Origin of the sequence: Algoriphagus resistens, assembly GCF_001442615.1 — a bacterium.
Lineage (GTDB): Bacteria > Bacteroidota > Bacteroidia > Cytophagales > Cyclobacteriaceae > Algoriphagus > Algoriphagus resistens.
Genome location: NZ_LMXN01000001.1, coordinates 558123 through 583902, shown reverse-complemented (window position 1 = coordinate 583902; position 25780 = coordinate 558123). Strand labels below are relative to the sequence as shown.

At 41.4% G+C, this 25780-nt stretch carries 18 protein-coding genes; 1 reads left to right on the top strand and 17 read right to left on the bottom strand.

The window, feature by feature from the left end; all coding sequences use genetic code 11:
- Window positions 1-45 precede the first annotated feature (45 nt).
- The 7 genes from AS141_RS02410 to AS141_RS02385 form a co-directional block, all read right to left on the bottom strand.
- Entirely contained in the window at window positions 46-1578 is a 1533-nt protein-coding gene (locus tag AS141_RS02410; protein WP_157243365.1) for a hypothetical protein, read from the bottom strand.
- 382 nt (window positions 1579-1960) lie between these two features.
- Window positions 1961-4441, bottom strand: a complete 2481-nt coding sequence (locus tag AS141_RS02405; protein WP_232424797.1) for a leucine-rich repeat domain-containing protein — start codon at window positions 4439-4441, stop codon at window positions 1961-1963.
- Window positions 4398-5240 (bottom strand): hypothetical protein, encoded by an 843-nt coding sequence (locus AS141_RS02400; protein WP_057936013.1) that lies wholly within the window; start codon window positions 5238-5240, stop codon window positions 4398-4400. The genes AS141_RS02405 and AS141_RS02400 overlap by 44 nt, the downstream gene beginning before the upstream one ends.
- Window positions 5237-5815, bottom strand: coding sequence for a hypothetical protein (locus tag AS141_RS02395; protein WP_057936208.1), 579 nt, complete (start codon window positions 5813-5815; stop codon window positions 5237-5239). Before AS141_RS02395 ends, AS141_RS02400 begins: the two co-directional genes overlap by 4 nt.
- Window positions 5816-5840: 25 nt before the next feature.
- On the bottom strand, window positions 5841-6311 hold the full coding sequence (locus AS141_RS02390; protein WP_057936012.1) for a hypothetical protein: 471 nt from the start codon (window positions 6309-6311) through the stop codon (window positions 5841-5843).
- A gap of 272 nt (window positions 6312-6583) precedes the next feature.
- On the bottom strand, window positions 6584-6715 hold the full coding sequence (locus AS141_RS27205; protein ID WP_262480989.1) for a hypothetical protein: 132 nt from the start codon (window positions 6713-6715) through the stop codon (window positions 6584-6586).
- Window positions 6716-6973: 258 nt separating this feature from the next.
- On the bottom strand, window positions 6974-7942 hold the full coding sequence (locus tag AS141_RS02385) for an MraY family glycosyltransferase (RefSeq protein WP_057936011.1): 969 nt from the start codon (window positions 7940-7942) through the stop codon (window positions 6974-6976).
- A 606-nt stretch (window positions 7943-8548) separates the two neighbouring features.
- On the opposite strand from AS141_RS02385, the gene AS141_RS02375 reads away from it, so the two are divergent.
- Window positions 8549-9247: a class I SAM-dependent methyltransferase gene (locus AS141_RS02375; RefSeq protein WP_057936009.1), complete on the top strand. Its 699-nt coding sequence runs from the start codon at window positions 8549-8551 to the stop codon at window positions 9245-9247.
- A gap of 575 nt (window positions 9248-9822) precedes the next feature.
- Here AS141_RS02375 and AS141_RS02370 read toward each other — a convergent pair.
- The 10 genes from AS141_RS02370 to AS141_RS02325 all read right to left on the bottom strand — a co-directional run bounded on the left by AS141_RS02370 (window position 9823) and on the right by AS141_RS02325 (window position 25772).
- Window positions 9823-10500 (bottom strand): FkbM family methyltransferase, encoded by a 678-nt coding sequence (locus tag AS141_RS02370; protein WP_057936008.1) that lies wholly within the window; start codon window positions 10498-10500, stop codon window positions 9823-9825.
- A gap of 159 nt (window positions 10501-10659) precedes the next feature.
- Window positions 10660-11553 carry an NAD-dependent epimerase/dehydratase family protein gene (locus AS141_RS02365; protein WP_057936007.1) on the bottom strand — a complete coding sequence of 298 codons (894 nt, stop codon included), beginning with the start codon at window positions 11551-11553 and terminating at the stop codon, window positions 10660-10662.
- The gene (locus AS141_RS02360; RefSeq protein ID WP_057936006.1) at window positions 11550-12746 is read right to left on the bottom strand and encodes a glycosyltransferase family 4 protein; all 1197 of its coding nucleotides are present in this window, start codon (window positions 12744-12746) and stop codon (window positions 11550-11552) included. Before AS141_RS02360 ends, AS141_RS02365 begins: the two co-directional genes overlap by 4 nt.
- Window positions 12747-12798: 52 nt before the next feature.
- On the bottom strand, window positions 12799-14121 hold the full coding sequence (locus tag AS141_RS02355; protein ID WP_057936005.1) for a phenylacetate--CoA ligase family protein: 1323 nt from the start codon (window positions 14119-14121) through the stop codon (window positions 12799-12801).
- Window positions 14118-15131, bottom strand: coding sequence for a glycosyltransferase family 4 protein (locus AS141_RS02350; RefSeq protein WP_057936004.1), 1014 nt, complete (start codon window positions 15129-15131; stop codon window positions 14118-14120). The genes AS141_RS02355 and AS141_RS02350 overlap by 4 nt, the downstream gene beginning before the upstream one ends.
- 1 nt (window position 15132) lies before the next feature.
- Window positions 15133-16485, bottom strand: a complete 1353-nt coding sequence (locus AS141_RS02345) for an O-antigen ligase family protein (RefSeq protein WP_157243364.1) — start codon at window positions 16483-16485, stop codon at window positions 15133-15135.
- 29 nt (window positions 16486-16514) lie between these two features.
- Window positions 16515-17639: a UDP-N-acetylglucosamine 2-epimerase gene (gene neuC / locus AS141_RS02340; protein ID WP_057936002.1), complete on the bottom strand. Its 1125-nt coding sequence runs from the start codon at window positions 17637-17639 to the stop codon at window positions 16515-16517.
- 6 nt (window positions 17640-17645) lie between these two features.
- Complete coding sequence (locus AS141_RS02335; protein ID WP_057936001.1) at window positions 17646-18683, bottom strand: N-acetylneuraminate synthase family protein; 1038 nt, start codon at window positions 18681-18683, stop codon at window positions 17646-17648.
- Window positions 18673-19356, bottom strand: coding sequence for an acylneuraminate cytidylyltransferase family protein (locus AS141_RS02330; protein ID WP_057936000.1), 684 nt, complete (start codon window positions 19354-19356; stop codon window positions 18673-18675). Before AS141_RS02330 ends, AS141_RS02335 begins: the two co-directional genes overlap by 11 nt.
- 191 nt (window positions 19357-19547) lie before the next feature.
- Window positions 19548-25772 (bottom strand): PKD domain-containing protein, encoded by a 6225-nt coding sequence (locus AS141_RS02325; RefSeq protein ID WP_198293477.1) that lies wholly within the window; start codon window positions 25770-25772, stop codon window positions 19548-19550.
- Between the last annotated feature and the right edge of the window lie 8 nt (window positions 25773-25780).

Below are 25780 nucleotides of genomic sequence, written 5' to 3'. Positions count from 1 at the left end.
TTGTAACCATTGGAAATGACCAAAACAACCGAAAAGAACTGGACTTTATTTTCTCCATAAAACCTGGATTTTTTTTCCATGGGGAAGTTGGATATGTTTCTTGGAAAAATCACCCTTCACGAATGAAGGCAATGGATCAAGAGCATAAAAGATAAACAGATCAGTATGAAAATCAGAAGAAAAAAAATACTCAGTCTGGCTTTTTGACCAATAGCCAGGTGATTTGGGTGATGTTTTATCCAATAAATACGGGATCCCGGGAATCCGATAAAAAGCTAGCAGTTGCTTTTGGCCCTGAACCAACGGTTTAATTGCGCTAAGTAACACCACCTGCTTTTCTGAGAGTAAAATCTCATTTCCATCCCCATAATCCCATCTCTGAGTTGCTTTCCACAAGGGCTCTTGTTCAAAAGGATGAATCCAAATTCCATTAACAACCAATACTATCGTTACTATTCCTACCGAAACCCTCATAGGTTTTATGAACTCCTCTTGAATATACCTAAGCATAAACAAGGTGGCAAGTATCCAGAACACCCAATAATGAATCCCTAATCTCAAAAAATAAACATTGCTGCCAAAATGGAGAATGAAAGGAAAGACTATAAGAAGGATGAGAAAAACCAGCTGATTTCTGTTGAGCTCGGAACTTTTTACCCCCCCCAACAGAAAACCCAGTATTGACACTGTCCCCAACAGGAAAAAATGGTTTACCTCATTGGTTATCGTTGTCAGATAGGTAATTGCAAGTAATCCTATACATCCAACAACAATAACAAATCTATAGTTGGTATTGGATTTACTTTTTAGATAACCTGCAAATACAAATGGAGTACTTACTACCAAAGACCAAAAAACGCCAACGCAAGTATATTTTACTAAGACCCAGAAATGGTAATCCGGTCTATAATTGAGCATTTCCTGGGCAGCAAACGCACGTGATATCCCAGATTCCTCCAGAGAGAACGTAAAAATTGATTCAAATACCAAAAAAGGAAGACAAAGTAGTACCAGCTTTTTAGCACCTGCCTTCCAATCCTGTTTCCACAGTATAAAACCAACTGTCAGCACACTGATGATCAAGCAAACCGTAATCTTGCTATAAAAGAACAGTGAAAGTGTAACTCCTAATAAAAGAATAGTTCTGCTTCCCAGCTGTCGGCTGGAAATCAATCCTAGCCAAATACACCCACACATCAAATTAATCGAATTGTAGGATAAGGTTTGCGACAGGAAACCATAGCTGGCAAATATCCCTAAAAGACTGATTAAGAATATGGATGTTCTTTGGGCTGATTTTTGGGTAAAATTATCCCAAAATACCATCAATGCCCCAGCCCCCACAATACAGGTTAAAAGCCTAAGAAACCGAAGACCGATTAATCCAAACTCTATTCCTGTGATCTTATAAAATAGCTTGAAGAATAGATCATAGTTAAAAATACCTGCCAGGTTTTCCTGATCTGGAACTGCCAGTAAAGCGTAAAGGCCCTCATCAGAAATATCAAACCCGCGGTTCATCCCCAATAGTATCAGCGAAAGAGATAGAACTGCAAACCCGACCAGCGATTTATTCAAAATGGATCTTTGTTTTTAAGCCTTTAAAAAGGCTAACTTTTTAGGAGCCAAACAAGAATAACCAAATCTATTCTTATTAAAATACAATATTGTGGAAAACTTTACCCCCTTCAAGCAAAAAAATACCCTGTACAGGGTATTTTTTTTGGGGATGGCACTGCATACCTTTATGTCAGGGTGATTAAGAAACTTTTCCAACAATACTTTTTAAAAGGGAAAACAAAGTTTTTTTTCAACTATTTTTTAAATCCCTTTATTCCAGTTTATCAGATTTAAAATAAATCCTAATCAGTCAGGTTCCAGCCAGGGGAACAGAAAGGCTGCTTTGGGATTGCATATCCCAACTAGCAGTTGATCCCGCTAGCTCATTTCTTCAATATAATCAATAATACCTTACTTCACAATCAGGATTTGTCGATTTAAAGCGATCTACTGCCCTGCTGGTAAGCCGGGTATTGAAACAGGATAACTTCTTCAGGTTTGGAAGCCCTTCGATTTGCCTTAAGGATCTTAGGTTTGTACTGGCCACATCCAATTCTTCCAGATCGACCAACCCTTCCAGCCCTCTTAGGCTTTTTAAATTCGTACCTGAAATATTCAATGTTTTCAAATTCAATAATCCAGACAAAGGATCTAAATCTTCAATCCCGGAATTACTGATGTCCAGTTCCTTTAATTTAGATAGATTTCGCAATGGAGAGAAATCCGTCACTGGCACTTGTGATATTTTCAGCTTCTCCAAAAGCTTAAGCTCTTTGATCGGATCAATAGTACCTACCGGAGCATCAAAAATCACCAGCGAACGCAGATTAACAAATACTGAAAGCGCATGAATGTCTTTTACTGATACGCTTTCGAAGGTCAGGGAGGACTTTTCTGTAAGGGAATGGAGCTCCTCTGAAGTAGGATTCTCAGGTAGGGAGAACTGTTTTCTGAATAGTTCCTTCCAGCTGTCATCTAACTCTTCCCACCATGTATTCAATTCTTCGGTGCGGTAAACTATGGTTAACTCTGTTTTTTGACTTAGCACCTCAGGAATTTCTTCGACAAAGATTTCAGAACCATTGACATTCAGGTAGTTTAGTTTTGGGAGACTAGCTACACTAAGAATGCTCTCCACCGGACTTCCATCCAGGTTTAATTTCTCCAAATCTTCATTTGCTTTCAAAGGTGCAATGTCTTTCACTTGTGTGTTTTTCCCGGTGATCTCCTTTAAAGTCTTCACTTCACTCAGGGAAATAAGCTCGGTAATGGGATTGTCCGAAAAATCCACTTTGGTAAGTTTGGCGAATCTTGTGATCGGGTTTAAGGTTTCTATTCCTGCGCCGCTCAAATCCAATTCTTCCAGGCCAATGGTGCCGGTAAGGATCTCCACACTTGGGCTGTCTGAGGTAATGCTAGGATTTGCTTTCTTCATACTGGCTTTCCAGGCCTCGGATAATCCCGCCCACCAGCTTTCCAGATCTTTTACATGATGGATAAGCAAGACCTTCGGATTATTCCGGATGAAATTATCCGAAGCAACTACAGAAAGCTTAGTACCATCTGCCAAAACCTTACTTAGACTTGACTTCCCGTTGAGTGCCGAGATATCAGATATTTCTGTCTCTGTAATATCTAGGACCTCAAGGTTTTCAAGTCCTGCCAAAGGTGTAAGGTCCTGGATATTTGTATTGGACAGATTTAAATTTTTCAGTGAATCCAAGTCTGATAATTGGCTGAAATTCACCAGATAATTTTTGCTTAAATCAAGGTTCTCCAAATTTGAAAGATCCTTGATGTTCTCGGTATTATTAAATCCGCTCTGAGCAAGGTATAGGCTTTTCAAACTGTCAAATTGATTTAACACAGCAAAGCTCATAATCGGTGTTTCCTCCACCCTGAGAGATCTAATAGACTTTAGATTAACCAACTCGCTGATATCCCTGATCTGTGTCCGGGAGATATCAAGGTGCTTCAGACGGTCAGAATATTTAATAAACTGGATATCCGAAGTCGGGGTATTGGAAACATCAAGATATTCCAGAAAAGTTACATTTGATATAGGACCCAGCTCGGTAATCTGGGTATTGCTCAGGTTTACATACTTCAGATTGCGCATGGCTTCCATAGGGGCAAGATCCAACAATGAATCGGTGCCGGAGATATCCAAAGAATCTACCTCTACAAACCTGTACAACATATCCAGGTTAATGGAGTCAAACTCACTCACTGCAAAACGGTCTTTGAAATAGTCTTGCCAGTGTGGATCTAGTACCGACCACCATTCAGTAAGCTCTTCATCCCGGCTTACTTTAGTCGTATATACGCTGGCAATTTTCAGTTCCTGGGTTTTACTGTCCAGATTAACTTCTACAAACCGTGGTTTGGTATTGGTTATTTTTTCATTATTGATCCCCGTAGCGGTGATTGTCCGATCAAGGGAGGCTGTAAAATACACATCTCCGTTGTCCTTTTGATGGGCCTTTACATCTCTTATTTTAAATTTGAAATTGACATCCCGATAGAAAAATTCAATGTCTTTCAAATAGGAGGTCACATTTTTATTGGTAACAACTTTTCTGTCCAGCAAAAGATCGTCTTCTACCTGTACTTCCGCATCACGGAAAATTTTCAGGTAGCTTTCTCTAATAACGACATCCTTATCTCTGGGCTGGGTCTCGGCAGATCCTATAGTGTTGAGCAGGTATTCCAAAAAACGGACCTGATCTTCTACCTTTGTTGTATAGTCATCGATCTCAGCTTTGGTATATCCCTTAATAGTCTGGGCTATTACAGGAATGCCCACGCAGAGAAGAAGTAAACTTAGATATATAGTCTTAATCCTGATCATAAATGTATTTCTGGATAGTTTCCTTATCACCTGGGTTCAGTTTGACAAGGTTTGCAATCAGCCAGCCTGTATTCATTCCAGGGCGGTTAAATTGATTTACTTCAAAATACCAGCCATCTATTTGGAAGAAATGAAACTTAACATCGGTTACCGTTTGATATCGGATGTTATTTTGCTTCATTTCATACAAAAATAAGGTCAGGTAATCTGGTTTGAATGTGGTTTTGGTATAAGCCTCAGGAGAATCGGAGTCTTGGAAAGCCCTTCTTAGATTCATAAAGCCAAGTTCATGGCTAAGCGGGTGTAGAAAATCCTTTCCATCTCCCACAGGTTTATTGAATATATTCTTGAACGGGGGAAATGAAACGTCATCTATTATCCATTCATATCCAAGTCCTTCGGCCTGCAATTTCAATATCAGGGTAGCAGACTCTCTTTTTCCTTTGAAGGTGAAATCCGCCTGTACTTCAGCATACCACCCTTCTTTGTGAAAGTTGAGGTACTGAGGATAATCTGGGGAGAGCACCGCATTAATAAACTGTGTCTTCAGCTCCTGGCTTACTGAGGTAGTCTGGTTGTCAAAGAGTATTTGAAGAAATCCCTTTCTCAGTGAAATACTGTGATAGGCAGAATCACCTGGATAATAGCGTACATTGCCATCAGTGGGAGATTCTTCGGCATTAAATCTTCTGAAGAATTGGTTTAGTTGTTTTGTAGAGGCAGCAAATTTGCCATCATCTTTGATTGTCCCGGGGCTGCCTATGCCCTGCCCCGAGACAACCGAGATGCTTGCGATAGCTATCGCAAAAATAAGGATTACTATTCTCATGCGGAGGTTTCTGTCACTCTCACGTCACCTAGCATGACGTCCCAAAATTCGATAGTCCTACCGGCAATTTGGGTTTGCTTTTTCTCAACGTAGATAGTGATGTCTTTCTTAGTCGTGTCTTTGTAGTTCATGCCTGTCTCGATGGAAGTTCCTTCAAAACGCTGGAACACGGTAACAACCCCAACATATCTGCCATCAGGCTGTCTTTCAAGGTCAGAAATGTATTGGATATCATACCATGTGATATTTACTCTATCGTAGTTCAAAGCCATCAAACGCTCGAAATAACGTCTTACTTTGTAGTAGGCGATTTCATTGGTATTGATACTGGATACGCCCATTTCAGCACCCGGAGAGAAAAGCTCTTCAGCACGATCCATCACCCGGTTTGCCTCAGAGAACTGCGTCTCTTTACTTCCGATAATGCTGATGTACTTACTTAAATCTTTTACTTTCTCAAGTGCAAGTGAGTCAATTGCCTGTTTTCTGGCAGGACTAATTGTTTCTGACTGAGCTAGTACGCTTACTGAAGTCGCAAGGAATAAGCCCAGGAAAAGGATCATTTTATTTTTCATGTGTGTGTTTTTTTCAGATGGGCGATTATTTTCTTCTAAGCTCAAGTTCAGAAACTTTACCATTGGCGTCCATGCGGATATCGCTGATATAGTTAAGGTTCTTCTTCGTATCCTTCAGGTAATCCAGGTACTTCGAGATAGTGGTAGGCTCATCATAATCTTTGATCCCGTTTTCTTCGTGAATAACGATCAAAACAGGAGTTTCCTGATTTGAGAACATTGCCAACGTCTCCTGAATAGTCTGGTTTGCAATAGATGCGTTACCTGCCGCAGCCACGCTGTTAAAATAATTCTCTAGCTTCTCTACAGCTACTTCTTCAGCTGATGCTACCGGTGCTGGCGGTGGAGTGGTTTCTTCTACCTGTTCTACCGGTGCAGGAGGGGCAGGTTGCTGTGCAGCTTTCTTTTTACTCTTACATGCTCCCATGGCCAGCATGGCCACCAAGGCAAACATTAGTGAGCGGTTAACCGAAATAGTAAACAATTTTTGCTTCATTTTGGGGATTTAATTAAGATGATGAGTTTTTTTTAATTTTTAAACAGGGAATTCCCCTACTTTTTGATTTGGGTGCAAAGTAAATAAAATCATATGATTAACTCGCAAATGCTATTCCAAATCAAAAATGCTTTTTGTTAATATTTTGAAATGTCCTCTGAGCGGTTTATCAATCAGGAGAGTGGTTACTCTTTCTGTTGAGAAATACCCAGATTACGTGCTACTGTATATCAATAAGTGATCCAATGATTTTTGGAATCTCAGGAATTCCACTAAACTCTTTCCTCAAAGACCTTATACCTGAACTTCACATTGGCAATTCTACCTACATGCAAGTTACCGCGGCCGGTACTTGCCTCAAAATAAATCAAGGCATTGCCATTTTGCCCGGGCTTTCGGCTCATCCCGGCGGCGCTATGCCCAGCCCCCAAACAAGCTGGTTTTTAGCCTTCCTATCTGGACATTGCGCCTAATTCGGCTTAAAACTGCCAAAAAATACCCTATATAGGGTATTTTTATTTCGGGATATTCGATCCAACTTTGGCAAAGTGTTAAGTTTTAATTTTGGCAGCTGCCACACAAAAAGACCCAAGGGCTTCCCTGGGTCTTTTTATTATAATAGGTTGATTTACTGACAGTTGTGAGTGGCAGCTTGCTAGCCATTACTGCTGGATCTTTGCGTATTTTTTGAGAAGGAGTATTTTAACAGCTAGGTAGATCAACCCTGATATTACCAGAATACCTAAAGCCAAATAATTATCCGGGGTAGTTTGTGGGTAGATGAAAAACGCAAAGTTGATCCCAAGCTGAAGGATAGCATAGGCCAAAGCTATATTCACATGGGGGTTTTCTCCTTGGTTTGCGAGTATTTGGTACAGATGAGTGCGGTGCGGCGTAGATATTTTCTCTCTTTTTCTGATCCGCTCAAAAATAGTAAGGGCTGTATCCAGCCCATATATGAGCAGGAAAAGAATTACTGTCCAGGATTCTGAGTGTAGGTACCACTGGAGCAGAAGATAGATCATCAAATAGGCCAGGGATATACTGCCTATGTCTCCTGCAAACATCAGGGCTTTTTTGCGCAGGTTAAATATTAAAAAAACACATATCGCCAAAATTTCATAGCGTATCAGATACTGGTCAAAAATTCCTGTGTAGGCATTCACCGCTAATATACTGCCTAAAAAAACCAGCCCATATAAGCCCGTGACGCCGTTGATGCCGTCCATGAAATTAATGCCATTGATAATGGCCAGGGAAATAAAGTACAGAACCGGCAACGCCATCCAGTTAATCTGCGCGAAGACCTCCAAATCATAAAAAGCCATGGTCAGCGCCAAAAACTGTATTCCAAAGCGGATTTTACTTGAGATGGTATAAATATCATCCAGCAGGCTAATAGCAGCCACCCACACAATACCCAGTACCATCCAGGTATTGGGAAAATCAAATGCCATCCACCAAAAGACCACCGCAAATGGAAACAAAATTCCCCCTCCCCTCACCGTGCTGTGTATATGGGAGCTTCGGTGGTTTGGTTTATCTACAATAGCAAATTTAAGAGCCAGTCTGTGGTAGATTAAGGCTATAAGAAGAAGAATTAAAAAAACAATGATATAAGAAAGAGCCACAGGATAATATTTACTTTATAAAATTTTCTTTCTGCAGTGAGTCATTTCCCACCCAGAACTAATTATGGCAAAACGTTTTTGGTGAACTCCTTTTCTTTGCCGCGATCAAGTTCTAACACAATGGATTTCAATTCACTACAAAGCAAATCAGAACCCAATTCGAATACTCTTTTTCTCTTCCTACCCCGAATAGATCTTGCAAACGGCAGTTTTTGAAATCTATTTCATTTTTAAAGAGTGACAACTCTACACCCAAATAGTCTTGCGTAGGATCTCCACCTGACAAAATTGAAGAATTATAAGCAAAGAAATGTAGAATTATTAAAAGGACAAATTTCCCCACATTTCCTTTCTGAAATAAACGGATCAAAAAACCAAAACTCTGGAACGCTGTGGGGTGATCCCATCTTATACAAGTTTCCCTATTATAAGCTGATGAGGACACTATTAACCGACTAAGAGCCAGTCAATTCCCGGACAGTGTGATCTGGACAAGAGATTCCTGCTGTTCTGGCTACTTATTTCCATTAATTAGGAACTATTTTCTATTCAAGAACTACTAACTTTGCATAAAGATAGTTTAGGATTTTAGCTTCACTTGACAAAATGAAAAGAGAGTACACCAACCTAGTCCGGTTTTTTTTAGATGAGTTATTGCCTCCTATTCTACGGGACAACAAATATTTCATGTACCCTATATTTTATTACTGGTTTAAAGGAAAATATATCAGTGAAATTATGCAGTTCAAAAAAAACGTCTACTCTTATACCCCAGAAGAATATTCGGACTTCTACAAAAAAATCAGCAATCGGGCCGACGACCGTCCAACGGACATGAATAGGGAGTCTGTCGAGCATATCATACGCAGTTTGGACGAAAGCTTGAGCACCTTACTGGATGTCGGATGTGGGCGTGGGTATCTTCTATCCGAAATACGTGAAAAGAAAAACTTTGATTTAACAGGCTGTGAAATCCACAACGGCCTAAAACATGCTGATATTAAGTTTCAAAGCGGATTTGTTGAAAACCTTCCATTTCCTGACAAGAGCTTTGATATCGTAGTCTGTACCCACACCCTGGAACATATACTTGATCTAAAAAAAGCTATACATGAACTGAAAAGAGTGGCTAAAAAACAATTAATAATAGTAACTCCCCGCCAAAAATACTATTACTATACCTTGGATTTGCATGTGAATTTTTTTCCTATTGCTGAACCACTTTGTCAACAGATCGGATTGGTTGACTTTACCTGCAAAGATATAGGCGGTGACTGGGTGTATGTGGCAAAGCTTACTGACTGAAGTGATCTAAGCAAAGGGGGATTAAACAAAAGGAAGCATGAGAGAGTTTCTTATAAGAAAGTCGGTTGTACGTCTGGAATTAAAGAAATCCCCAATATACCTTTACTAGTGATGGTTTAGCGAAGGGCCTCTACAACTTACCTTATTCTACTTGAAGGGCCCAACCGGGATATATCTAAAACTTGAAAAGAGTAGTGCTATTGACAGGAAGTTAATTAAAGCATATTTTTTTCGAGAAGTTCCTAGGAAGTTCTTCGTATTCAGATGAAGTAAGTTCCGTCTATGAAAAAGAAAGCTAACTAAAAGATCCTTTACATGACAGGACGCGGGATTTACACGCTGAGCACCTGGATAAAAGAGAGGTATTTTGCGAAAGGTATCTTAGATCGTTCTTATCCACTGATTATCGAATAGGGGAAGTCAACAAATTTAAATTGCCATATCTCTTACGAATTCTATCAAGAAATCATTAGTAGGCTGTTTGAGATTTTTATCCTGCAAGTGCGCCAGATTATATTAATAATTACTGAAATGGTAAATCATTGCCTGGCTCCTGGTTATTGCATCGCGCAGTTCTATTTATAAAAATCATTCCTTAAGAATATCAGGTTTCCCAGATCCTTATTAATTACTGTCTTTGCATAAATACTATAACCTTTTTCCTCTAAAAATCCGTTGATGTCCGAATTCATATCTTCCTTCAGGCAAAGATTGGACTCGACCATGACGGCGTAGGGCCGAAAATCCTCCCAATTATTTGACTGGAGGACTTCAAAATCATATCCTTCTACGTCCACATCAAAAAAAAGCAGTTCCTGCCCCGGGCTACAAGTTTCCCTTAAAATACCAGCTAAGGGTCTGACAGGTATTTTTAAAATCTCCTTTACGGAATCCTGAAGACCGTTTTCTTCAATGAAAAGCGGGTTAAACGTATTCATAGATTCATCATGCTTAATCACGTAGTAATCTAATTCTGAAGCTGTCCCACCAACTCCACATGTGATCAGGGTATCCGTCTTTCGGGATTTTGAAAACTCCAGTTTAAGTTGAGGATTAGGGTCTATACAAATCCCCCTATACCCTCTCAGGTAAAAGAAGTAGGTATTGGAAGCTTTGATCGGATGCCAACAACCGATATCCACATAGGTACCTGATTTGAAGTTTTGTAAAATCTTGGATAGCAAAATATCCTCTCCAGACTTGGAAAAGCTAATTTTGTACCGTCGGTAGAGAAATTCTTTGAAAATGTTCATTAATTAATAGAAAATGATAACCTGCTAAAATTCAATAATATAACACACAGTAGGTAGGAAATTCCATGTGTTTATAATTGTTTTTCAATGATCAGATGGAATCTCGCACGGCTGTGGTCATTACCCTGTGTTGCCTGCGACAGGTCCTAATTCATAGCCTCAATTCAACACACGAAACGTTCCAATCACCGGTCTAGGTGACCAACCGAGTTCTTCAACCGCTTTTTGATCATCAAAAGTAAGCGAGTTAGTCAATTTTTCCAATCTATAGGTTGACAGTGGAAACTTTGGGATAAGATCTCCTATTTTAGCAATTGGAAGAAGTACACTTTTAGGTACAGTCCATACTTTTTTCTGAAACTGAGAAGCTATATACATGTCAAGCTCCGCCATATGGGGATGTACTCCATCTGTCAGATTATAGGTACCGTTTTTATCTGTGAGGGAAGGAATAAGTCGCCCTATGTCATTAGCCATAACCATTGACTTCTTGCTGTTCATACCTGTTATTCGGAAATAATACCCTTTCTGTATGGCTTTTACCATCGCGCCAAAATTACCCGGGGCATCTTTCCCAATAATCAATGGCAAACGGAGAATGACCACATTAACCCCATAGTTTTCACCCCATTCTCTTACATGATTTTCAGCTTCAATTTTACTGAGAGCGTATGGAGTATTCCCGTTTAAGGGAAAAGACTCCGTAATTTTTTCCCCAGATTCAACTCCGTAGATTGCCACTGTGCTAATGAAAACAAATGCTTTAGGGAATTTTCCGGATTTGTTGATCCCTTCCAAAAGATTTTTTGTACCTCCAGAATTGATATTAAAAAAATCCCTTTCTTCTTTTGTTTCTTTTGGAAGGGAATGAGCTTTTCCAGCAGCATGAACCACCATGTCGCATGTAGGCATCATAGGAATTTCTGTTGCAAGATCTACCACAAGTTGGTTTTCCTGGCTCCTTCCTAAAGTAATGAATGTATGCTCATCCCGGAGCACTGCCTGAATATTTTTCCCTAAAAACCCATTTCCACCTGTAAGTAGGATCTTCATCCGTCAATCTCTCTAATTTTCCCCAAGTACAATTCAGCTATACGTCCCCTATCAAACTGTGTGGCTCCCAACCTACCTGCATTTTCCGAAAATTCCAAATGCAGATCCTCTCGGGCGACCATCAAATCTATAGCCTTTCCCATAAGGATGCCATTATCCGGTGGGACATTGATTCCACATTGTTCCTGATCAACCAATTCCTTGATCCAACCTGTGGTATTTTGGATGATAGGGACACCAGCTGCGAATGAGTCAAACATCTTGTTAGGTGAACTAGTGTGCAGGACTGGCAAATTTTTAAATGTCACAAAACTTGCCGTTGCAATATTGTACCACTTTACAACATCTTCTTTAGGAATCAGACCGAAAAACCGTATTTTATCTTGGAGATTATTATTCCTAACAAATTCCTCAAGCTCTTTCTTTTCCGCTCCATCACCAACAATTGCCAGCCTGACCTGATCCGAAGTGGTATACTTCACTCCCGATAAGATCTGAAAGCAATCATCCATCAATCCCAATGACCCAGTGTAAATAAATATTTTCTTTCCAATCCATTCTGTAGGAAAATCATAAGGTGACAAATCCGTCTTCTTAAACAGCGCGGTGTCAGAAGAATTGGGGACGACTACTGTTTCTGTGGTCGGTGATACCTTTAAGATCCCTTCCCTCATCCCCTTGGAACAGGCAGCAACCAAATCGGCATTTTTGTAGCACATCTTTTCAAACCAAAGCCCAACCTTTATCAAGGTGGGGTTACGGATCAACTTCAATTCAATGGCCCCAGTGGGCCACAAGTCCCTCACCTCAAATACAAATCTCTTATTGCGGAAAAACTTTCCGGCCAAACCTGGTATTGCTGTAGTAATAGGACCAGAACTTGAAATAACAATGTCATACTTGAGGGTAAGGGAATAATACAACGCTACCACAGAAAATTTTAAAGCGTTAAACATCCTGTTAAACAAGCTGGCTTTATTGGAATCCGGTGAATTAACCACGATAAGATCTATACCTTCAATAGTCTTCTTTTCTATAAATCCGTTTGCTGTGATATCTGACTTGTAATAGGGGCTAGTTATTACGGTAACCTTTACCCCTTCTTTCACCCATCGTCTGGCAAATTCGTAGACTCTGGTACTCCAGCCCCCTTTTGGGGTCCCAAAATATGGGTAGATATAGACGATTCTCATCTCAGGTTTTATGGTTCAAGAGAAAATGGATATTGATAAATCTGTGGAAAAATCAAGAGGATACAGACATGCTATTCCTGATCAGCTGGAATTTTCCAGTGGGTCCTTTTGGAATCTGTTGTAGCCTAATGAACCTTATATTCAATTCTTCCTTAAACATTGTATTGAAAAATTCAGCAATCTTATCTTTAGTTTCTCTTAATTCGTGAGGGGCCACGTATTCCAATTCGAAAAGATTGGATTCCAGCTGGCTAAAACGGAATTCTTCCACTTCGGGAAAGTGCTTCAACACTCTGATCACTGTCTGTACGGTTATGAAGTTCTTTCCTGGAGTCTCCAAAAACTCGGTTGACCGCCCTATCACCTCTCCAAAAACAGGCAATTGCATGCCGCATTTGCACTGGAAATCATTCACCTTGACGGCCATATCACCGAGTTCATACCGGATCATCGGCGTGGTATAATTGTCCAGGTCTGTCACCAATACAGTTCCCGTTTCACCAGGTTCAACCTCATTGCCATCACCATCGACTATTTCAATGTAAAGGTGGGGTATCATCAAGTGATAGTTGCCTTCCTCACATTGGGAAGCGATCCTAAACCCTTCAGAAGCGCCATAGGTATCATAAACCTTGCAGTCAAACACTTCCTCTATCAGATCACGAAATTGAGGCAGCAGTTTTTCTCCAAGGGAAATCACTGACACAAATCTCACGTTTTCAATCCCGTTTGCTTTTGCCACTTTAGCGAATAAATAAAGGCTTGAGGCATATCCAACAAAATGTTGGACTGGCTTAGCCTGAAGAGTACCCAACACTTCAAGGATATCTTCCTCATTGTGTTTCAGCGCTTCTATATAGGTAGTATTAAAAAGTATATCCTTGATCGCCTTTTCACGGGTTCTATTAAGATTAACCCCGGTCTGTAAGACCGAATTCCCCATTTTATAGCCGGACCATTCCCACCATAATACCTGTATTGCCCTTCCAATCGAAATTTCCTTATTGTCAAAATACACTTTTCCCGGAGGTCCTGTAGAGCCAGATGATTGTATCACATGTAGGCTTTCCAGATTTTGCCTGGTTACGATATTCCCCAGATTTTCACGGAATACCTTTTTTCGCAGTATCGGGAAAGATTTTAACCAAGCTACAGTATCATTTACTTCAGAAACAGATAACCTGGAATAGAACCGGCTTTTTGAATTGGCATGACGCAAAATTCTCTTAAGTTTTTCTTCTTGGAGGGTTAAGAGTTCTTCTTTACTAAGCGCAAGTATTTTCCTCCATTCTGATAATTCGCGAATAAACACCGTACCGTTTAGACGGTCAGCCACAGGCAGTATAATTTTTTCAAGAAGATAAGAATAGCTCATTTTACTAATAGTTCTACCCATAGCTTTTTAACTACCTGCCAGTCCCAGGACTCTGATTTCAGTCGGGCATTTAAAGATATGGATTTAGACAATTCTGGTGAAGCTAACAATTTGAGTGCATAATCTGAAAAGCGTTCATCGTTTTCAAGATCAACCATTAATCCCTCAACCCCATCTTCAAACAAATAAGGTATACCTCCCACTTTAGTAGAAATAACACACATCCCCAGCGCCATAGCTTCCATAACGCTTACAGGGGTATTATCATAATCTGTTGTATTTAAAAAAATGTCATAATCTACTGAAAGTTTAATCCATTCTTCCTTCGAAAGCACTCCCGTAAATTTCACCTGTCCGGCTATACCAAGGGCGTTTGCTTCATTCTGAACTTTTTCCAAAGAGCCATCTTTATCAGGTCCCACCATGCAAAGTTCAGCCTCAGGATAATACTTCAGAACATGTAACAGTACTATAAGTGCCCGCTGCGGCTTATAAATTTCATGAAAAGACCTTACCCATAGGAATTTTGGACTCAGGTGATTCCGCTCTTTAAACGGATATCTATCAATTTCTATGAAATTGGGAAAAACACAAACTCCATCAAATCCCTGGTTTTTAAAAACCTCTTTTAAGAATCCTGACGGAGAAATTATTCTATACGCATTGTTAAATACAAACTGGGACAGTTGAGGACTATTTTCAAGACGGTCTTTAAGGCCACCCCCATGGAGGTAAGGTATATATCGGATTCTGCAAATCTGACAGATAAAAGATGATAAAACTACAAAGTAAAAAGCTGAAGTACTGTAAGTATCAATTAAAACGATTGGATTATCTCTGCGATGTTTTATGATTGTATACCCCATATCAATAAATCTCAGCAGGGGGTTCTTTTTTTCTGAAGCGAAAACAGTAGGACAGATACTTGAAAGAATGTCACCTAATGTATCAATAGTGGTAGGATTAAAACCTTTCCCTGCGAGTTTATTACCAATATATACTAATCTCATGCTATTTGCGGACATTCAAAAGGCTAAGCCCTACAAGCAAGGGGGTGATATAAGTTCTCATTGCCGCATGGAAAGTTGTATAAAGTGCAATTACGAAAAAGGAAATGAGAATTGCATTTATCATGGGGTTAACACTCTTATTTCTTATGCTAAAACCAATTCTTACAAGGATAACTGAAAACAACAATCCAAAAACGCCGTGCTCAGAAAGTAGCCGACTAAGCTCTACATGGGCTACCACTCCGTTATGAAGCATTCTCATATATTTGGATGCTCCCACCCCAACTCCCATTATTAAATGATCTAGCCATAATTCTACATCTCCTAAGAATATATCATATCTTCCTGTAGTAAGTGTATTCAAAGATTTCTCCTTATTACCTGAAAGTGTACCCGCTGTCTCACCCTGATAGCGCAAAGTTAACGCTCCATCCGTGAAGTCATCCACAATAAAAAAAGCAGCTACTAATAAAAGAATACCAAAAAACACATATTTGTTAATGTTTGGAAGTCTGTAATGATGTAAAGCTCTGCGAGAAGTAAAAGTCAAGGTGGCCATAATTATCAAAACACCTAATAAGGCACCTACCATTCCACCTCGGGAAAAAGTAATAAGTCCCTGAAATGTAAACAAAAACACAAGAAAATAATCCAAAATTCTAAATCCTGAAAACTCCCAACGGTTCACCACAAAAATAAACATAAGGAAAGCGCCCAGGCCAAGCATGGTAGATACCTGATTGGAGCCAAACCCGGCAGTTGTAGAAAAATTAGCTGAGAGCTCAAATTCTATCTCGTTTAGGCTTGGATTTTTTATCCATAGATAAGACAAAACTGAAATAATTGGATAGATACACAACTTTAAAACAGCTACTAGGCGTTTTTTTGTAAATGCCTGTCCTCTCAGGAAAATAATTATGAGACATAGATTGATGGCTCCTAAAGCATTAAAAACAATATCAGAAAAAATAACTTCTCCAGAAAAATCAAAAAAGAAAGCCGGTAAAAGTAAAATCAATAAAACCCAGCCAACTTTACTTTTTGAACGGGCATTGACTATACCTGCACACAAGAAGATAAAAAGCAAATATTTCCCCATCTCATAAGGAATTAATGGCGATGTTTGCCCCATCCTTGCCAACAATTCAAATGAAATAAGATAAGAGAACGAAGCTACTATAGGGAAAACATGGAATCTCTTGCTAAAGAAAAAAACAAGTGACGAGAGCAGAACAAGGTAAAACCAAAAAATAAACAAATAGGGAGTAAATGCAGTAATCCCTCCTATAAGCAGATGGAACAACACCCAAAATAGTGGCCTTTTCGTTAATAAAATAGATTTTATTAGATTCAATTTATGATATTTAAGATGAGATCCTCTAACTAAACTAAATCATTAAACAGTTTCTGACATGAAATTTCCCAAGTCTGTTCATCACTAAGTATTTCCAAAAACTTAACATTGCTAGAGCCATTACCAAAATCCTGCTGACCAGGATTTATTTCTGTTTGCTTTGCCTTTTGTATAGCTGAAATAATATCCTCCCTTTCGTATGAAGATTGGATAATAGTAGGGCCATAAGCTCTATTGTTCTGTCTGGTGCCAATATTAATACTTGGGATTCCATAATAAGGAGCTTCCCTTATTCCGGCACTGCTATTCCCTATCAAAAATTCTGCGTGTTTGAGCAGAACAAGGAAATGTTCAAATCGTATTGATGGAAATATCCTAATCCTTGGATTTTTTATCAAAGTATCATAACCCTCTAATATTTTGGAACTTCCCAGATCATTGTTAGGGTAAATGATTATGTAATTATTTGAATCTGAAGAAATGGCTGCGATTAATTCCTCCACGATTTTTGGTAACTGATGAATTTCGGTAGTCACTGGATGAAACATCAATATAGCAAAGCTCTCAAATCCTATGTCATAATAGTGCTTTGACTCAGCAATATCTGGAAGTCCCTCCGAAAACATAATATCAATATCCGGAGATCCAATCACAAAAACCTGATTTTCCAATTCTCCCATTTGTATCAACCTCTTCTTCGCCAGCTCATTCGCCACAAAATGAATATGGCTCATTTTACTCACAGAATGTCTGATAATTTCATCTACAGTTCCTGAGACTTCTCCTCCTTCAATATGTCCGACCAAAATATTGTTCAAAGCCCCAACTATAGCCCCGGCTAAAGCCTCCACCCGGTCTCCGTGCACAATTATCATATCAGGGGTTTCTTCTTTGATGTAAGAAGATAATCCATCAATGGTCTTTGCCAAGGTTAGGTCCATCGTTGTTTCTGAAGTAAAATTGATGAATTTAAAGATATTGGAAAAGCCTGACTTCTCAATTTCCTTTACTGTAATGCCATATTGATGTTGCATGTGCATGCCGGTAGCAAATATCTGCACATCAAACAGACCTGAATCCACGCATACTCTGATCAACGACTTTAATTTTCCAAAATCTGCCCGGGTTCCGGTCAAAAATAAAATTTTCCTCATTTTACCTTACTTAACAACATCCTTCCAGCTGATCTGCTCATCTTCTTCAATATCTCTCGCTGCTACCTTGCCCAATACATCTTCATAGAATTCGGCCTTAATCTCTCCTGTTCCCGGCCTTTTTACCCAGGTGTTTTCTTTATTGAACACCTCACCCTTCGATATTTTTTTAATAGAACACAGGGTCGCAAATGCAAAATCAATGGTTACCTGCTCTTCCAAAGCAGGTTCTTTTTTACCCCCTAGCATTTGCTGAATATCTCTGCTTCCACGAATTAACTCCATCGCACTATCTTCATCCATAGAGCACACAATATCAGGGCCCTGCCTTTGCATATGGTCAGTAAAATGTCTTTCCAGAATCACTCCTCCCAACGCTACAGCTGCAAAACAGGCATGATTGGAAATTGTATGGTCACTTAATCCAACAGGTACATCAGGAAATTCCTGCATTAATTCCTGCATTGCCCCTAGCCTAACCAGATGGTTAGGGGTAGGATACAGATTTGTTGTGTGCAATAAGGCAAACGGTACCTTATGTTTTTGAATTACTTTCACCGATTTTCTCACACTTTCCAGACTGTTCATACCTGTGCTCAAAATCATGGGTTTTCCGAAAGAGGCTATGTGGTTTAACAACGGATGATTATTACACTCTCCACTTCCTATCTTAAAAGCAGACACCCCCATCCGTTGAAGACGATCCGCTGCTGCTCTGGAAAATGGTGTTGAAATAAAAATCATCCCTTTAGATTCTACATAGTCCATTAAAGCTTTTTCATCGTCTTCATTAAGAGCGCACTTGGCCATAATCTCGTAGATGGATTCAGTAGCATTTCCGGGAATCACGGATTTGGCAGCTTTACTCATCTCATCTTCCACAATATGGGTTTGATGCTTCAGTACCTCCACCCCTGCCCTTGCAGCGGCATCCACCATTTCAAATGCCACTTCTAAATTTCCACCATGATTAATCCCAAGTTCTGCAATCACCAAAGGTGGATATGCTTTTCCTACGGATCTGTTTCCAATTCTAAATTCCATTATTAACGTATATTTTAAGTATTGCCTCCGCAAAAATCAAATCTTCGGGATGATCTATATCTACCTGTGCAAACGCATGATCAATGACCATAGGAAAGGCATCATCACCTACCACAAAGCCCTTTTTAACCAGATCTACGGATGAAATATATAATAGGCCATTCTCATAAAACATCGGCTCTATATCCTGCATTCTTTGCCCAGGTAAATAATTCCTTGGCTTGAAAAGCTTATTCTCTATAGCCCCAAATTTCTTGTTTAACTTCGAAAAAGTAACCAAACTAGATCTATTTTCTCTCAAAAACACTTCAATCCCACCCTGAAGTAGATTAGGCGGTCTAAGAGGATTGGTCACCTGCAATAACACAATTGCATCAACCTTAATATTTTCTTTCTCCCAATAATCAATCTGATCTTTCAGAACATCAACTGTGGAAACTAAATCTCCACCTAAATATTCAGGTCTCATATATGAATTGGCTCCGAAAGAAGATGCTATCTGCAAAATTTCCGGATCATCTGAATTGATCCAGATATCATCTGGATCAATTCCCGAATCAATTGCATACTGGATTGAGTGATTAATTAAAGGAACTCCACTGAGCTTGGCTTTATTTTTCCCCGGAAATCTTTTTGAGCCAAACCTGGCAGGTACCACAACTTTAAAATTCATTTTTTATTTAGGGGAATTCTGACAATAACTTACTTCAAGGGATGCAACGCTGACTAAAGCAATCTACCACGGCTTAACCTAAAGCTTACATTCGAATCCAAAAATACACAATTCTACCAATCAGCTTAATTCTTATTTTATTGTTGCTATCAAATTGGTCACCTTTAGCTGACTGCATAAAGAAAACCAGCTTACCTTATCAAAATAAACACACCGGTCTGGGTACCTTTCTGCCCTCCCCGACTGGTATAATTGACTTTATAAACATAATTTCCATTGGGTACATCCTTCCCTTCAAATTTCCCGTCCCATCCAATGTTTTCCATTGAGTCTGAACTAAAGATAAAATTACCCCATGTATTAAAAATCAAAAGCTCAATCTGGGACAGTCCACGGAATTTGGGACTGAACAAATTGTTTTTACCGTCTGATCTGTCCGGAGTAAATGCATCCGGTACAATAACCAGAAAATCGTCAAATACCTCAATGGCTCTTTGAAACTCCGATTCACAACCATTTTTATCCAGTGTGGTTAGTTTAACCACATATCTGCCTTTCTTTTCAAATAAATGAACGGGGTTTTGTTCTGAACTGAAATTCCCATCACCAAAATCCCAGTTCCATAGTATTGCATCACCTAGCGAGGTATCCAAAAATTCTACATCTTCGCCGATATTTATGTCTTGGTTTACTGAAATACTCCCATCCTCGATTTCAATCTGGTAGTCGAATCCTGCAACCAGCTCCGTTTCCGAAATAATTACCAGGATCCGTTCGGCAGGAGTCAGGCACGAGCTCCCCTTCATCCCCATCTGGACTATATAATTCCCTGATTCGGATATAGTCTTTAACTCCTCTAACCTCATATTGGCCCCTGAAGGATTTCTTACATGATAATCGTATAATTCCGGATCAAATCCCTCAATAAACTGGGTGAGATCCACGGTCTGAGTGGGGTCACAGATGATGGATGGATTAGAAGTCCGTAGGTTCGGCAATCCAGTGACGCGCACCTCCACTTCTTTCAGTTCATTACCGCATACCCCATCTCCGGTAGCACCTGCATACAGTAATAAAGGCGTGTCACTTGCCGGCAATCCACTGATCGTGAGCTGTCCATTTGGAGCGATGGAATATGCTGCCCCATCAAAGGTTCCATTTTGGATGACCTCGGTGCCTTGCTCGTCCCTATACCAGGTAAACTGGGGAGACAAGGTCGGATTAGGAACACTTGGCGTCAGTAACGCATCATCTCCGACACAGATTTCCACATCTTCTGCCAGCACCGGAGTCGGCGAATCTACAATAGATAGTACTTCAGTCGACAGTTCACACCCCCGGTTGTCATTGATTTGTAGGATGTATTCTCCCCTTCCAAGCCCGCTAATTTCAAAAGAATCCCCATTCCATGCGACCTGTGCAGCGACTGATTGCCCCTGGGATGTCTCTACGGTTATGGAATAGGGAAGCCATCCCCCCGAAAGCACCCCCTGAATCAAGCCGTTGTCCTGGCTACAGGATGCATCAATTACATTCATTGACACCAGCTCCAAAGGAGCTTCTGGGCCCTTGACTTCAACTGTTTGTGGTAGAATGTATTCACAGCCGGAAGCATGTATGGCAGATAAACGGTACACTCCAGGTTCCAGATTTTCGATCCGATTGCCCGGATAGGCTTGGTATGCCCCCCCATTGACGCTAAACTGAATGTTGGATGCCCCTACTGCTGAGTTAAGAACAATAGCCCCGCCATCTCCAAAGCAGACCTCATCTTCGGCCATAGCAGTAAATACAGGATCGGGATAGATTCGCGCTTCCACTACCTGTATGTCTCCCTCACAGATTTCAGGGCCTTCTACACGGACGGAGTACCTGAGCGGTGAATCAGACTCCAGGAGACCGGATACAATCAGCGTACCATCCGAACCGACCTGGTATGAAGCGCTCCCGTTCACCGTTCCGTCCACTATCTCCTGTCCTGAAGCAGTAGTACCAAAGTACCATCTGAATGTTTTATCAGTAACGGGAGGGTTGACTGCGGGGCTCAATCGTACCTGCTCACCTTCACAGATTTCCACCAGGTTGTCAACCAAAATCTCCGTAGGACCGTCCAAAAGTTCTACCGGACTGTCCAGAACCACCACACAACCTTCAACATCAGCAACCTGGAGCTCATAGCTACCGGCAACCAAGCCATCAAACGTATGTTGATTGTCAGTAGTGTTTATTGTAGTCACCGCCCCGGATTCCCGGTGCGTAAGGGTCACTTCATATTCAGGCCATCCCCCCTCCACCGACAGGGTAATCAGTCCATCGTCAACCCCACAGGCCGCATTTTTGGTATCAATCACCTGGAAATCCAAAGGCTCTGTCCCCAGAATTTCTACAGATTTCAACCCGGCTTCACATCCATATTGGGATCGGGTAAGAATCTCATACACTCCCGGTTCGAAGTTTTGTGACTCCAAAGCGGCCTTAGAGACAAATGCCCCTCCATTTATGGAAAACTCCCAAGCATCTGATTCTGGGGACAACACCTGAATCCTACCATCTGCCGCTCCAGCACAGATCTCCACCGTCCCGTCAAACTCAGGCTCTGGAATAGGTGCCACAGTGACTTCCACCGGAATTTCCTCTTTGGTGCAGGCCACATAAAAATAATAGGTGTAGGTTCCCGGGGCCAGACCGCTAACCTTCAATCGGGGATTGATCCATACCGAATCATCCACTTCATAGCTCACCTTCGGATCATCTTCGTCCTGACCGCTCTCTATCAACCCCTCCCTACCAGGTTCTTTATACCAAAACACCTCCGTAGGAGCCGGAGGGTCATTTGGATCAGGGGCCAGATGAACAGGGATCAAAACGACCTCTTCCCCCTCACATTCTTCCAAAACCCTTGCAACCTGATATTCCGGATCGGGCATGCTTCCTACTTCAATTTCCTGTATTTCCTCGCAACCAGCCGCATCGGTGACCATCACGGTATAAGTACCTGATAAAATATCCTCCAGGCCATCCTCAGAACCCTGAGCCAGAGGTGTTCCTGACTCCTCCCCTTCAAACCACGTCACCGTATAGGGTTCCACACCACCAGTCACAGTCAAGTTTTGGATAATGCCATTGGGTAATCCGCAGGAGGCTTTGAGCACATCAAAGGATTGAATAGTCAGCGGTGAATCCGGTTGGGAGATCTTCATGGAAAATTCCTCCCAACATCCGCTCACTCCATTATCTACCCGCACCGAATAATCTCCCGCAGAAAGTTCTGTGAAAATGCCGCTGGAATTGGATTCGCCCGTCGTAAGCAGGGTGTAGGTAAAGGTGTCCGATCCTCCGCTGTCCAGTCGGATCGATCCATCATTCCCATCATAGCAGCTTACATCCTTCAGCTGGAATGAGGGGGCAGGCATGGCATTGACCAGAACCTCAGCCCTCAGCTTGGGACCATTACATATCTTTCCGTCTTCATCGGTGATTTCCAAAAGGAACACATAGGGAACAGCTGAGGCAGGCAGACCGATAAAAGAAGCCTCTCCATCAGAAGAAACACTGACCGCTGCACCTACAACTTCATCCCCATCTTCCAGGGCAATCTCCACCCCGTCTTCCTCCTTAAAATACCACTGATAAATAGGTGTGGAGCCTGCCAACTCAATCACGACAGGGCGCACGGTCGCTGTCCCGGGACCTCCCCCGTCAGGCACTTCTGCACATATCTCATCTCCTTCCACCTCAAAGCTCGGGTCTGTATCAGGAGTACCCGGCAGGCTGTAGGTCAGCGTACAGCTTTGTTCATCAGTCACCGTAATCGTATAGTCCGTCTCTGAGGCCAAACCTGTCAGCGTAAATTCCCCCGTGGCTTCCTCAAAGCGAGTCTCATCTATAGGTCCTCCGGACACCGCTATGGAAGAGGCATCATAAGGGCCATTGCCTCCCTCCACAGTGAAGGACCAGGAACCATTGTCCAGACCACAGCTGGCTGGTACACGTCTGACTTCGCTGATCGAAATCGGTTCGTCAGGCCCTATGATGCTAAATTCCGCGGGGAAAAAGCAAACCTGAGGATGCCTCACTTCCAGCGTGTATTCCCCTACGGGAAGCTCGGCATAGCTATATTGGACAACTGTGCGTTCATCAACAGTAGCACCCTCTTGGTCTTTGAGTGTGAAAGTCTTTTCGCCTGAAACTCCCAGATCGTCTGTGGTCACCCTACCCCTGCCATCCAGACACCAATCCCCCTCGGTCTGGAGCGTAACATCTATAGAAGGGAAAACAGTAACGGAAACCGCTTGTGGCTCATTAACAAAAGGGCAAAAATTTCCTCCGGGATTATCCTGGCTTTCTGCCTCAACATAAAAAATATATTCCTTTGGACTACTGCCATCGGCCATAAGACCATCTATCATCAAAACACCATTCGGCCCCAGCGTTATTTTAGCTTCTGATCCGTCGATATTCACCGTTGAACCAGTAGTCAATGCACCTCCTGAACGATCCTCAGCAATGTACCAGAGGAAATTTGCCTGTGCATTTCCTGAATTGTATTGATCTTCTACTTGGGCGGTGAACTGTGCCTGGTCTCCCTCACATACAGTTTCACTTAAAGGTTCTACTATCAAAGGTGTTCCTAATTCCAACCCTATGGTCTCAGTGTAAATCTCAAGTTCACAATTCCCTTCACCATCTGAAGGATTGGCTACATACAATGAATAGGTATCGGTATTGACATTGGGTAATATAAACCGGCGAACATTTCCTCCGAGATCTTCCACTGAACCTGCCTGACCAAGATCCCCATCCTCCAAAGCACTCCATCTGTACTCAAACCCATCATATAGATTTTCTACCACCAGTTCAATACTTCCGTCATACTGCTCTCCACAGGTAGGATATACCTCTTCGGCACTTCTTAGGACAGGTCTTGGCAGCACATTGACTGTAATCTTTTTAGGATCTGATACGAGTCCAAAACGATCAGTTACCGTATACCAAATAACAGCCTCCCCTACAAATCCATCATCCGCGAGAAAATCAATTTTTACCTCATCCCGGTTGACATCGGTGAGATCACCTAAATTTGAAGTAAAAGTTCCCTTACCGGGAAGGGTAACGTCATAGTTTTCCGGATCGCAAATTCCGTAGCAAGGCGCATCTCCGAAACCGCACCCACCGGCTGCCGTTGGGGGCCAAGCGTTTGAGGATCCCGGTGGCGGTACCTGGGAAATGTCTTCAAATAACTGAAGGCATCTGATAAAGTTTGAACCTCTATCATTTAGATTTACAATCGGGAATTGGACGACAAATTCAGCTTCATCCACGCAGATCTGAAAGTTTTTGTCTTCGGTTTTAGGTTTCAGTTCATCACTAATTTCTGAAACCTCAGCTACGACGTTTTTGATCTCATGGATATTGTTAAATCCTCCAATGGATGCAGCAAAACCTAGCTTTAAAGTCTCAAATCCTGGATAATTATAAGGTACCTCATCAAATATTTTTACAATTCTCGGGCCACGTGCATCGGTATTAACCAGCATGTACATAGAGAGTAAATACCCTGTACCGGCAGGCTCAAGATTAAGAAAAACTTTTCTGTAGCCTGACTCAGCGCAGTCTTCCACCCGTTGACTTTGCTGAACATCAATGGTAAATTCTTCGCCCGCATCCACACATACAGTACAAGCCGTACTCGAGTAGTTGGTGTATTTATGCAAATCTCTAATATAGGGATACCCTACATTTTGCGGTCCTCTTACCAATATGGAATTTTGCCTGATATATAGACCTATCGGTGGTGCCTCGCTTGGATCATAATCTTCAATACCTGTGTTTCTTCCTTCCGTCTTTGTTGCAAAATTCCCATATTCATCAAGGGAAACCCCAATATATCCTCCGGTCATCCCAGGATTACTATTTCCCGTATGTGGGGCATAACTCAGCGATCCGCCATACCCTCCCGGTCTAAACTCCCAAGGACCCGAAACATTCCCATAGCGCCCATCAAACATGAAAAAACTGATTCCATCTGCCCCAATAGTTGAGGTAGAGCCATAGCTGAAATACTCAAAGGAAACTTTGACTCCGTATTTGAAAGAAAAAGGAATATCGATATAGGCATAACCTGCATCTCCGTATTGGGTCCCCCCCTCTGCCTGGGTCAGCCTAAGAGCACCTTGACCTGCGGGCTGATTGGTCAAATATGCTCCAAGAGTACCTGTTTCTCCGCCAAAAACGGTTTCTCCCCTCGTTTCGGCTAATGTTCCGGTAAATGGTTCACAGTAAGGAAACCCTTCTCTGGAGATGATAATCGCTTCCTGAGCGCTGGCGTTTAATGACAGCGTAAAAAATAACCATAGACAGAAAAGAAAGCGCTTGTCCAATATGGCCATGGATGGATTAGGTGGTGATAGACTCAAATATAAGG